This is a genomic window from Cohnella zeiphila (genome assembly GCF_014212055.1).
Lineage (GTDB): Bacteria > Bacillota > Bacilli > Paenibacillales > Paenibacillaceae > Cohnella > Cohnella zeiphila.
Window position 1 is genome coordinate 1 of the sequence record NZ_JACJVO010000051.1, and the last position, 12,319, is coordinate 12,319.

Here is a 12,319-nt window from a genome sequence, read left to right on the forward strand (position 1 = left end):
TGCGTGCTTCGCTGGGCACGCAAGACATTAAAAGGAGCTGCGCGGCAGCTCCCTCGTCGTTTATGAAGCTCGTTTCCCGTTAGCTCAATTCAATAGCAAAATCCCTTAATTGATTGTTTCTTATGCATTCGACTATTTTTTACATTCATCTCTTACTCTTGCTGTTCCTAAATCATTCAAAAACCAAGTATCTCTTCTTGTATTTTCATCATTGGCGGGACAAAATGTATAAGAAATTGAATCAGGTAGAAATGTCAACATTGTTAGATAGCAACGTCGCATGTGATAAGGGGTTGTAACAATCAAAATTCTTCGCACATTTGCTATTCCGATGCTGCTCTCCAATCTTCAGAAGAGAGCATAACATTTTCTTTTGTATACTTCGAAAAGGTTCGATCAAGATATCTGTCTCGAATTCGGATGAAGAGGGTTCTCCGTAACAAAGAAATGATTGGAAATATCGACCTCTGCGTTAAGCATGCGAGCCTTTTTACTAATTCGGATTCTTTATCACGACTTCTGAACAAGGAGCGCTTGGAAATACGGCTGTCCCTCTTGAAGCGGTACGATGTGAAAATCTATATCAACAAAACGTTTGGTGACAGCTTGCCGCAGCGCGTCGTCTGAATACGAGGTAAAGAACCGTTTGGGCTCGCACCAATCGTTCTCCCAGATGCCTTCTGAATCAGCACCTCCATACAGCCCCATAAAGAACAGCGCTCCCGGTTTCATGACTCGTCCGATCTCTTGCAACACGCCGTCAAATTCGTGCTTCGGCACATGCAGTAGGCAATTCATCGCATAAACGGCATCAAACGTCTCGTCCGCAAAGTCCAGGCGATAGAAGTCCATGACATGGGCGTCCAGTTCCCTGTCCCGACAATAGCGAACCATCTCCTCCGACAAGTCGACGCAAGTCACTTTAAGTCCGTTCTCCCGGAAGAACAGGCTGTCAATCCCCGTTCCCGCGCCGATTTCGAGCAAGCGCGTCCGCCCCTCTGATTGGAGGCGGGAGAGGAAAGTAGCACGCTCCTTGACCTTCCATTCCGCTGGCGTCCCATTCGCCCTGCGATGAGAGTCGATGTCGTACGATTTGCGCCAGCGTTTAAAGCGGTGACTCCAGATTCGCCGGATAATCCAGCGTTGGAATCGGTTAAAGAGCTTCCTTACGTGGGCTTTACGGAAATAGTTGCCCCATCCTCGTATGACAGGGTTGATCGAGGCGATGAGTTCAAAGACGGTCAGCGGGATGCGTCCGTGTGTCCGGGCTCGGATGGTGTCCCTAAACGATTGGATGGATTTGTCCTTGGGGAAGGCATATGGTGAAGGTTCCTCCTGCGTAGCGATTTTATCCTCATCTTGACACGGGCGAAGGGCCTTTGCAAGCGGCGGGAGAGCAGGTCGGGGGTTTCGTGTTAAAAACATGACGCAAAAACCTGATTTTTCACAAATCGAATCCGCGTTCGCCACGATCTTCCGACAGGAAAATTTTACATTGTAATATTTAATGACAATATACTATAATTTTTTTAAGTTGGCGTCAGATAATATGACAAACTAATGCCATCAAAATTAGTATTGGGGAGAGATCGCTGTGCGCCTAAGGAATTTCGTGACGATCAAAATCAGTCTGACCCTCGTATTGCTTGCCTCTATGCTGTATCCGTTGGCGCAGCCCTCCGAGGCATCGGCCGCATCGGCCTCGTCTGCCGGATCGTTCAAATCGTTAACGGGCATTTTGCAGCCGATTATCGATGCCGCGGCGGAAGACGGCGTCGGCGTTTCGATCGGCGTCGAGGACCTCAGCGGAACGTACGGCAACGACAGAATCGAGCTCGGATCGCCGGACGCCTATTTGGCGGCAAGCACGATCAAGCTGGCGATCGTGACGGCGTTGATGCAGGAGATCGAAGCCGGCCGACTCTCGCTGGAACAGAAAGTGACCGTTACGTCCGACGTCGTGGTCGGCGGCACGGGATCGCTCAAAAACGATACGTTCCCGGAAGATGTCGCCATCGAGCGGCTGGCCCGGCTGATGATCACCCAGTCGGACAATACGGCAACGAACGTGCTGATCGACTTGCTCGGCTTCGGCAGGGTGAAGGAGCTGATCGACAGCCTCGGGTTCAAAGTAATGCAGCTCGGCCGCAAAATGATATCGCCGGCCAATCCTCCCAAGGAGGAAAACTACGTCAATACCTCGGAGCTGCTGACGCTGCTCGATAAAATTTACAACGCCGAGGTTGTCTCTCCCGAATCCCGAGACCAGATTTTGACGTGGATGAAAGCCCAGGAGGTCAACACGAAATTCGGCGCCGCGCTGCCCGGCAAGCCGATCGCCCACAAAACGGGCGAGCTCGGCGACGTCAGCCATGACGTCGGCTACTTCCTGATCCCGGGCAAAGAAATCGCCATAACGGTGCTTACGAAAGTATTGAAGCCGGAGGACTCGGGCAAGGCGCAGGAGCTCGGCAATCCGATCGTGCAGCGGGTAGCCAAGGCGGTTTACAACTTCTTGATGGACGAGCCTCGCGCGGCGGCTTCGCCGGCGACGTGGCCGACGCTCTATCTGTCCGTCGAACCGATCGTGAAAGCGGCGGAGAAGGCCGGCATCCGCGTAGCCGTAGGCATCAAGGACGAGAGCGGCAAGTCGGAGCGGGAGCTGCTGCTCGGATCGGGTCAGCCCTTTGCGCCGGCCAGCACGATCAAGATGGCGCTCGTATCGACGCTGATGAAGCAGGTTGACGAGGGGACGCTCTCGCTCGATCAAACCGTGACGGTCGAGCAGGACGACGTCGTGGGCGGCACGGGGTCGCTGCAGAAAGACCCGTCGTTCCCGGAGGACGTCACGCTCGAGCGCCTGGCCCGCCTGATGATCACCCAATCCGACAACACCGCCACGAACGTGCTGATCGATGTCGTCGGACTGGACAACGTTCAGTCGCTTATGGACGAGCTGGGGCTGAAGGTTATGCATCTCGGGCGCAAAATGTTCGCCGCCGCGCCTACGCCCGAGCAGGACAATTATATCGACGCCGCGGACTTTATTGCCCTGCTGGACAAAATTTATAAAGGCGAATTTTTAAGCGATCAATCCCGCGATCAAATTATCGACTGGATGAAAGCGCAGGAAGTCAACACCAAGTTCGGCGCCGCCCTTCCCGGCAAGCCGATCGCCCACAAGACTGGCGAAAATGCGAACGTCACCCATGACGCGGGATATTTCCTCATTCCGGGCAGCGAAATTGCCATCGCCGTCCTAACCGAGGTAACGACGACCGGCGATTTCGACAAGGCGCAGGAAATTGGCAATCCTATCGTCCAGAGCATTGCGAAGGCGGTCTACGGCGCGCTTTCCTACGAGCCGGGCTTCACCGACGTGCCGGCCGGTTACTGGGCAGCCCCGTATATCGAAGCCGCAAGCGCCGCCGAGCTCATTGCGGGCACCTCCGAAACGACGTTCGGTCCGAACGCGCCGGTGACGCGCGCCGAGCTCGTCTCGATGTTGTCGCGCTCGCTCGGATTGGTACCGCCGAACGACGGGACGGCATTCGCCGATATGCCGGCAGACAGCGCGTATGCGGCGGATATTGCCGCCGCGAAGGCCGCCGGCATCGTCGAAGGGCGTCCGGACGGGACATTCGGCGCAGCGGATGCGGTCAGCCGCGCGGAACTCGCGGCGCTGCTCGCTCGCGCATATGAATATGCCAACGGCCCTGTGCCGGCGCGCAGCGAGGAGCTGCCGTTCACGGATGCGGGAGACATTGCGCAATGGGCGGAGCAAGCCGTTCTGAAGTGCCGGCAGCTCGGCATCATCGACGGATACGAGGACGGCACGTTCCGTCCCGACAGCCCGGCCACCCGTGCCGAAGCGGCAAAAAGCATCGTATTCGGCGCATAACAGCCGAATTTCCCTGGCATACGCAAACAACAAGCCCGGCCGCAATTGAAGCGGTCCGGGTTTGTTTGCGCATTTTGATTTTCCGGATACGACGATTCTTTCCGGCTTGTCCACGCTACCCGCCACCTAGTCCGCCAACTTCTCCAACGTCTCCCTTCCGAGAAAGGGAGCCACCGCCTCCACGTTGGACCAGCGGATGTCGCTGTCCGTCTTCTCAACCGCCGCTTCCAGCGCGGAAGCGGACATAAACGGCGCCAGTCCGCTTAGCTGCTCAAAGGTCAGCCTTTGCTCCGCCTGGCCTTCTGTAGGAAAAGGCCGCCGGTATGGTTCTCATCCCGGTACCAATGATGATAGTAGACGCCGCCGTACGGGACCTTGTTAACCGCTTGAACGTGCACAATGGAACCGATTTTGCCCGAATCGACAATTCTTTGACCAACGTGACGAGCGGGGCAAAGCGAAGCGAAAACGAAACGACAACCTCCGGCCGAAACGTTTACTAACTGCGGCTGAGCGGAATCCCTTCCGTAGAGCGCCGTTCCAAAGCCAACTGATCAGTCTTGAGAAATGTACGTCAGCATGTTACTTCATTACCGAGAGCATCTTACCGCCCTGGAAAAGCAAATGGATGCCCTCGCTAATGAAATTGAGGAATATAAGATTATCCAATCAATCCCTGGTATCGGAGAAAAAATCGCGGCAACGATTATCTCGGAAATCGGTGAGATCGATCGGTTTAATCACCCAAAGAAGCTGGTGGCCTTTGCTGGCGTGGACCCAAGTGTTCATATCTCTGGGAAATTCACCACAATTAACCGAATCACGAAACGTGGATCCAGCAGGCTTCGCCACTCCCTATTCTTGGCCGTAATCTGTAGCTTGCGACGTTCCGGCAGTAAGAAAATGAAGGCTTTTTACGATAAGAAGATTGCCGAAGGAAAGCCGCATAAAGTAGCAATGATTGCTTGTGTAAATAAGTTGCTTCATTGGATCTTTGCTCTTCTTAGAAGCAAAGAAACCTTCCTAGACCTTACCTAGAGGACAGAACCAATACATGGAAATCCTTCCACCTACTCAATGGAGGGGTATTTGGCATGCCTAAAAACAAGTATATCATCATCTTCCCAAGCTTCTATTGAAAAATCTTGACAAGCTATTAGCTGGTTTAGCTTAATGAAGCCGCCGAATCGGTCCGCGGCGGCAACCTGTTCGTATCCAGATATCGTGATCGCCGTTTATTCAAAATCAGTTCGGAAGCTGATGCCCTTGTTCGCTTCCAGTTCATTACGCAATTGATGCAGCTTCTCGGACGCTCTCCGGTAAGCATCGCTGCCCAAAAACAATTGGACCGGGGGATTCGACGATTCCGCCAAATCGATGAACACCTCTGCCGCTTTTTCAGGATCGCCAAGCTGCTTGCCGTCTGCCGCTATGAACTGGTTGTGCCCAGAGTGAAGCTCGCTGTAATCCTCCATTTTATTTGCGGACAGAACTAGGGAATCTGCCTTATTGAATTGGGTTCTAAATCCCCCGGGTGCTACTGCCGTCACTTTGATTCCCAGAGATTGCACATCCTGAGCAAGCACCTCGGTCAATCCCATTAGCGAGAACTTCGTGGCTGCATACACACTCCAGCCCATATGCGGAGCGAAGCCGGCAATGGAAGCAATATTGAAAATATGCCCTGAACGCTGCTTCCGCATATAGGGCAGCACACTTTGAAGGACATGAATCGGGCCAAATACATTGACTTCAAAGTTGGCCATGATTTCCTTCTGCGACAGCTCCTCAATCGCACCGCCGATGCCATAGCCTGCATTGTTAACGGCCACATCTATTTGCCCGAACTGCTCATATGTTTTGTTCACGGATGTCTGAACCGAACCCGCTTGGGTCAGATCAACCGCCAACGGCAGGAATTGTCCTTCCGGCACCTCACCCACAGCTTGCTTTAAACCTTCTATATTACGTGAAGTTGCAGCGACACGATATCCTCGCTCAATCAATTTTCTCGCCAAGGACAGTCCTAGTCCTTTCGAAGCACCGGTCACGTACCATACTTTAGTGTGCCGCATATTTTCCCCTCCGATGGATAATCACTCTTGTGTATATGGGCCATTGCTGCAGGTCTGTCGGAACAAACATATTATGCTCCTTCCAAGCAAAATTCCGTTAGAATATTATTCTCACATTCTTGCCTATTATTCTCACCCTGCTTAACAAATACAGTTCAAGAATTTATGATGATTATAGGGAACACAGTAATGGGAGGGATGCACATGCTTGATGAAGCTCAAAAAACATACTTTAAACAGTTGGAGCTTGCGCAACTCGTTGAGAAGTTCTCTGGTGCAGATGGCGACCACGCTACCCCGATCCCCTCATTGCATCTGGTCCGCGATTCCCGCTCCGAGGTTCCGATTTGCAGAATTCAAAAACCATCGCTATGCATTGTAGCTCAAGGCGAGAAGGTAATCATGCTCGCAGATGAGCGCTACCAATACGGGGTATCCGATTACCTGGCGGTATCCCTGGATGTACCGATAACCGGCCGGGCCACTCAGCCCACTTCCGAATCCCCCTACTTAGCGATTCGTCTAGATTTAGAGGCCAGCCAAATCTTTCAGATCATGAAGGAGACGGAATTGCTTCCCGACAGCACCAATAGATATCGCAGAGGGCTATTCGTAGGCAAAATGAATCATGCTCTCCTCGATGCAACGGTCAGATTGGTAGGCCTGTTAGAGACGCCGAAGGACATTCCGGCACTGGCGCCCCTCGTCATACGTGAGATTATTTACAGACTCCTTAGCGATGATCAAGGGGATGTGTTCAAGCAGATTGCCATGGCTGGAAGCAATTACGCCTCCATTGCAGAGGTGGTCGAGCGGATCAAGAGGGATTACAGCCAGCCGCTGCGCATCGAAGATTTGGCTGAACTGGCGAACATGAGCTCCTCCTCGTTATATCGTCACTTCAAAGAAGTAACCGCCATGACTCCGGTACAGTATCAGAAGCAAATTCGACTGCAGGAAGCACGCCGTCGCTTGTTAACCGAATCGACCCATGTGGCAGATATCGCTTTCGAGGTAGGCTATGAGAGCCCTTCCCAATTCAGCCGGGAATATGCGCGCCTGTTCGGCTTCTCTCCGGCGAGTGATATCAAGCGGTTTATCTAATAAAGATCAAGATGTCCTTTAGCTTAATGAAAACGGCAGCCGCTCATTCTAACGGCTGCCATTAGTTCAACCATGATAGACAACTGCCGTTCGTACTGCGCCTCATGCACGAACGGAGTTGCGCACGCCGGGCGATTCCGCTCTTATGCGTAGTCTCCCGGCTGTGTCTTGCTCTTCATAGCTACCCCAAAGTCGGTATAAATCCGCTGGGTCAAATCGATTCCTCTTGCTTCCGCAATATGGTGAGCCAGAATCTGGAATGGAATCATCATAAGGAACGGAGCCATGAACTCGTCCAACTTCACCTCCAGACCAATCGTACGGTCATTCTCCGCTTTATCTAACGTAACGGTATAGGTGTAGTTCGTAATCCGGCTCTCGTACGCAATCAGCAGCCCCATCCGCTCCTTGACCGGACTTTCTGTTTCAACGAAGAAAATACGGTGCTCCGGATTGACCTCAAGATACGGTCCATGCATGAAGGCCTCCAGATCGATCCCCTGCGACGGCAAGCGAACCGTTTCTGAAAACTTTGTTTCAAATTCCTTCACCGTTCCGACGGTAGGGCCATAACCAACAGCGGAAAATCTGGGCGCGCTCGCCAAATTTTCCTTGTGCTGCTCGAAGAATGCCTCCGTTTTGGCGATCGTTTGCGGGATAGCGGCTACCGCAGCGCGAAATTTATCGAGATGGGCCTGCTCCTCCTGTTCCGTCAGCGTTTTTTTCGCTACTGCCGTCTTAAGGCCGGCGAGCATCAGCGTCAATACAGTAGAGATAAACCCTTTGGTCACGTAGCCGACTCTTTCCTTGCCGCAGCCGATATCAAGCGTCAAATCAACCGCTTCGGAGATGGCTGTTGTCACATTGCTCGTGAAGGCGACCGTTTTGAGGTCTGTTTGGTTGCGAATCCGATTCAGGGCGCCGATCGTCGAAGTACTCTGGCCGCTTTGCGAAATGCCGATGACCAGATCGCAGTGCGGACTGATTTTATCGTAATGCGTGAAATTGAACGGTTCTTTGACGTCAATACGCACATCCGCCACTTTCTCGATATAATATTTGGCGCTTAGCGCGGCATTGATACTTGAACCGGTCGCCAAAATAAGCCATTCCGTCTTATTGTTCGCCGCCAGTTCCGCAAAGGCATCCACATTGCCCGGGTAATTGCCGAGAATGCCTTCCGTTACCGCCTGCTCTTCTTGAATATAAGTCATCATTGTCGGATTCATCAATTCTTCCTCTCTTCCTCCTATGGCTCAAGCCTCGCTCTGCTTGTCGTACGCGTACAAGTCGGAGAGCAGAGATAACCATTTGCCTGCAAGGCCGACCCATACTTCCTTGTAAGTAGCGTTGTTCATTTGCGGCCAGTATGGAATATCCTCGTTCTCGAAGGTTTGTACGCCTACCGGAATTTCCCCTACGATTTCTCCGCTAAGCACACTGTACTGCTGGGCGAAGTTATAGCCTTCGCCGTACATCAGCGATTGACCGAACGGATTCTTGCCTACTACCCACTGCAGTTGGCTCTCCGCAATCGAGATTAGCTCCTGATCCTCAAGAAGCATGCCTGCCAGGGACGCGGCCTTGCCTGTAGAAAGGACGACCGCCGTATTGCCCTTGAACGAAAACCATACCGGAAACCGCTTCAAGTAATGGTCGTCGTTCAGACGGACACCCTGCCTCAATTGTTCCGTGTACAACGCTTTCGCTTCCTCTCCAACCAACAAATGCTGGAGCTCGAAGCTTTCACGGTCCTCGTTCTCATTCACATGGTAGATGCCGCTTGGAATCATGGGGTACGGCGTTGTAAAGGCTGTTAGAAACTTGATATATTCCCCGTAGCTTCGGACGGATTCCATCCAGTCGTCACGCTTGGCATGCTCAGGCTGCGTCTTCAGAATTTCGCTGAAAGCCTGCAAATACACATGCTCCCTGGCCTGGTGGTTGAAATGCTGAATGACTTTCTTCTCCGGCGTCCGGTAGAAGAAGCCGGCTACGGTCTTGCCGTCATCGGTTCGAATGCCGGCAAGCTCTTGCGAATCGATAACGTAGTCTAAATATTCGACTGCCTTGATTGCATAGGAAGCTTCGCCAGTCAGCCGATATTGGAGCGATGCCGACCAGGAAGCCGTCGCCATGAACAAGCTTTCCGAGCTCATGTAGGTGTGCTCCCAGAAGATAGGCTTCGGCGCAAAGCCTCTGAGCTCGAATTGCTCGACTCCATATTTGAAATCCTGGATCGCGCAGGCTGTTAATTTATCTTTCAGTATATCCCCATCCTCCATGAACAAGGCGATCTGCGCTTCTATGCCGGAGAGGATAAAGTTTTCATACGGGTTGTTATGCACGCGGGCCGTCATATCGTCCATATTGCCCATGATGCCGTCCGACCAGATTCGGATCCCTGCGCTTGTAGCCCGGTAGCCATCGCCGAATCGGGTCTTCAGAATGAAGTCCACCCCCCATTCTCCCTCTTCGACAAGACGAAGGTACAGCGGATCGTTATGCCCCTTCAATTGATGGGCCATCTCGTAGAGGGCGCTTGCCACCTCCGCCGTCTGAACCAGCTGCTGGGATACATCGCCCGCATCATGCCAGCCGCCATTAAAAATGATCGTTCTGTCGTGATGCCGGGCGAGAATATCCTCATGGCAGCTGCCGTGGATGCCATGCACCGGACAGCCGCAGCGCTCGCAATAAATAAAGTTAATAGATTTCCAGATCGAATCTTCCCATCGGTCCGCCGCGTCGCCAATCTCGAAGGCCCTTGTCAGCAGTTCGCCTACCCGGACGATATACCGCCCTTTCTCCTTAAACGCGGAAAAATCAACAACGGAGAAGCTGCCGATGGAGGTGCTCACATGATGAACGGGGCCGGTGAACTTCTCCTCTCCCGTCTCAAGCTCGATAACGGTGAATGACGCTGTCTGCTGCTCCGCCAATATCATCGTTTTAGTTTGCTCCACGCTGTATCCGTTATGGGAAAAAATAATATCCTTGCTTCTTGGCTGCCATCCTTTCGAAAGGTTCGGGTAGGCTACCTTTTCCAGGAAGACGTTGCGAATGCGATATTTCATCTTATCGCCGGTCGCACGGTCTTTGCCGTACATATCATAGCAAAACTCAAGCTCGGTAATCCCGTCCCGCGGCAAGTCCGGAATTTCCATCGAGCATACATTCCACCGGCGGTCTTTCAAATTGATGACATTGGAGCCTTCGCGATTATAAATATCGGGAATTTTGATCGTGCCGTCATTTTTTATGGCTACTCTAATATGCGGGTTCGACATCCCGCTGCAGTCCGGGTAAATTTCGAAGGAAATTCGGTTGAAATTGTCCCAGTTCTCATGATCGAACGTCCGATAGACGCCTACATGCCCGTAAGTGCTGTAATCCCCGTCGCTTGGCGAACCTTCCGGCCAAGTATCCATATCATACGGAGAAGTCAGCTGCAATAGACCGCCCTCAAGCACGCTTGACGCCCCCAGTCCGCGATGCGTCCACCGATCGCCGCCCGCTGCCTGATCGAGAATGACTCTCCTGTCCAATACTTCCTTCTTCAAGCTATCCGCTTCCAATGACGCACTCTCGTCCGCCTTCAGCGGTCTGTGAATCAAATTTGACCGTTCCAGTTCACGTGCGATTTTCGATGCCATGACTTCGTTATCCCTCCTCTTAAGCTTTCTGCTTGGCTATCGTTCGTATAGCCAGCCATGCAGCGCCCTTCAGGCCGACGAAGGCCTCGTCGATCATCGACTTCTTCACGCCGTTCCTAACGAAGCGCATCGTCTTCGCCTGCAGCCGGGACTGCAGCTTGTCCATAAACCAGCTTCCGCTAACAACGCCGCCGCCAAGCACGACAGTGTCCGGATCGGAGAAGCGGACCATATTCATAATCGTTTCCGCTACAGCTTGCAGCGCAGTATCCACAACCTCTATGCAGAGCGGATCGCCGTGATCGTAGCCTGCAAAAATGTCTTCGATGCCTACGCGGCCATCATTCGGGATGACAAGGGACGAATCTGGATAGGACGGCTTCAGCGCGACGATCCGATTGTGCATCCCGAGCCCGGAAGCCAACGGCTCCACGCAGCCTTTTCTCCCGCATATGCATGGAACATCGCTGTCATAATCTACGACATGATGCCCGATCTCGCCCGCATTGAAATGCCCGCCGATAATCGGCTCGCCGTTTACGACGCAACGGGCGGCAATTCCCGTACCGATATTCATATAAATAAAATTGTCCGAATAGGTGCCGCAGCCCCACTTCTGCTCCGCGAGCGTAGCACAGTAGACATCATTGCCGATGGCGCACGGCATCGCGAACAGCTCGCCGATCTTGCGGGCAAGCTCGATCGGCTGACTTCTGGAAGGATCGATTTCGAGCCAGATGCCCTCGCTCGTATTGACCCGTCCGACTACGCCGATACCGATCGCCGCCGCTTCGCGCCGCAGCCCCACCTGTTTGATATAATCGCCCAGGCCCGCCGCTATCGTCTCGAATACTTGCTCTTGCGATTCTACTGTCGATGCATAAACCTTGCTTCCGAGCACCTCGCCGTCCAGCGAAACCTCCCCGATCAAGAGTTTGGTTCCTCCCAGATCAACAGCCAGTACGGACTTCTCCATCGTGGTTCCTCCTGATAGCGCTTGCTTTGGTGGCACGGGAACTGAAGACAAATCATGGCGCGAAGGCCTGTTTTTAACTAGATAAGAATGTATAAGTTCCCGGGGCCCCCACAAAGTACCTGAATAACCTTCGAAGCTAAGCCCCACTTTGTGGGGTTATTTATTGGTCATCCTGAATGAATTCAACGAGTTCGCCGCCCGGCGCGCGAACGTAGGAGAAGCTTAAACTGACGATTTCGCCCGAGCGAGTCGGAATATTGCTATGGCGCGGAACGCCAAGAGGCGTTGCACCCGCCGCTACGGCCCGACGCACCGATTCTTCGATATCCATCGTACGAACGGCCAGATGCTCCCACATTCCATCGGCAAATTCCCTCTTCGTCTCGAAGATTTCCAGGAAATCGCCATCGCCCAAATCCACCAGCACCGCATGATCCTCGGCCCCATCCTTGCCCCATTCCACGACGAAGCGGGCGCCAAGACCTTCTATGTAAAACTTGACCGTACCTTCGATATCCCGTGTCTTTAGGCAAACATGATGGATCCCCTGCTTTTTCGTCGTCGTATACACGATCTCACTCTCTTCCTGGAAATGTGATGAGCTGCC

Annotated in this window: 8 protein-coding genes and 1 pseudogene; 3 read left to right on the plus strand and 6 right to left on the minus strand. The window is 52.9% G+C overall.

The window, feature by feature from the left end; all coding sequences use genetic code 11:
* Positions 1–510: 510 nt before the first annotated feature.
* Positions 511–1,425, minus strand: coding sequence for a class I SAM-dependent methyltransferase (locus H7C18_RS31980; RefSeq protein ID WP_185133281.1), 915 nt, complete (start codon positions 1,423–1,425; stop codon positions 511–513).
* Between the two features lie 169 nt (positions 1,426–1,594).
* On the opposite strand from H7C18_RS31980, the gene H7C18_RS31985 reads away from it, so the two are divergent.
* Together H7C18_RS31985 and H7C18_RS31990 are read left to right on the plus strand one after the other, a co-directional pair.
* Positions 1,595–3,901, plus strand: a complete 2,307-nt coding sequence (locus H7C18_RS31985) for a serine hydrolase (protein WP_185133195.1) — start codon at positions 1,595–1,597, stop codon at positions 3,899–3,901.
* A gap of 496 nt (positions 3,902–4,397) precedes the next feature.
* A pseudogene (locus H7C18_RS31990) lies at positions 4,398–4,939 on the plus strand (IS110 family RNA-guided transposase); the annotation flags it as partial.
* Between the two features lie 197 nt (positions 4,940–5,136).
* Here H7C18_RS31990 and H7C18_RS31995 read toward each other — a convergent pair.
* Positions 5,137–5,976, minus strand: a complete 840-nt coding sequence (locus H7C18_RS31995; protein ID WP_185133196.1) for an SDR family NAD(P)-dependent oxidoreductase — start codon at positions 5,974–5,976, stop codon at positions 5,137–5,139.
* A 198-nt stretch (positions 5,977–6,174) separates the two neighbouring features.
* Here H7C18_RS31995 and H7C18_RS32000 point away from each other — a divergent pair, with 198 nt between their 5' ends.
* Entirely contained in the window at positions 6,175–7,080 is a 906-nt protein-coding gene (locus H7C18_RS32000) for an AraC family transcriptional regulator (RefSeq protein ID WP_420481900.1), read from the plus strand.
* Positions 7,081–7,223: 143 nt separating this feature from the next.
* Here H7C18_RS32000 and H7C18_RS32005 read toward each other — a convergent pair whose 3' ends face one another.
* The 4 genes from H7C18_RS32005 to H7C18_RS32020 all read right to left on the minus strand — a co-directional run bounded on the left by H7C18_RS32005 (position 7,224) and on the right by H7C18_RS32020 (position 12,283).
* Positions 7,224–8,309, minus strand: coding sequence for an SIS domain-containing protein (locus tag H7C18_RS32005; protein WP_185133198.1), 1,086 nt, complete (start codon positions 8,307–8,309; stop codon positions 7,224–7,226).
* Between the two features lie 27 nt (positions 8,310–8,336).
* The gene (locus H7C18_RS32010) at positions 8,337–10,736 is read right to left on the minus strand and encodes a glycoside hydrolase family 9 protein (protein ID WP_185133199.1); all 2,400 of its coding nucleotides are present in this window, start codon (positions 10,734–10,736) and stop codon (positions 8,337–8,339) included.
* Positions 10,737–10,755: 19 nt separating this feature from the next.
* Positions 10,756–11,712 (minus strand): ROK family protein, encoded by a 957-nt coding sequence (locus tag H7C18_RS32015; RefSeq protein WP_185133200.1) that lies wholly within the window; start codon positions 11,710–11,712, stop codon positions 10,756–10,758.
* Positions 11,713–11,872: 160 nt separating this feature from the next.
* Positions 11,873–12,283 (minus strand): VOC family protein, encoded by a 411-nt coding sequence (locus H7C18_RS32020; RefSeq protein WP_185133201.1) that lies wholly within the window; start codon positions 12,281–12,283, stop codon positions 11,873–11,875.
* Positions 12,284–12,319: the final 36 nt, after the last annotated feature.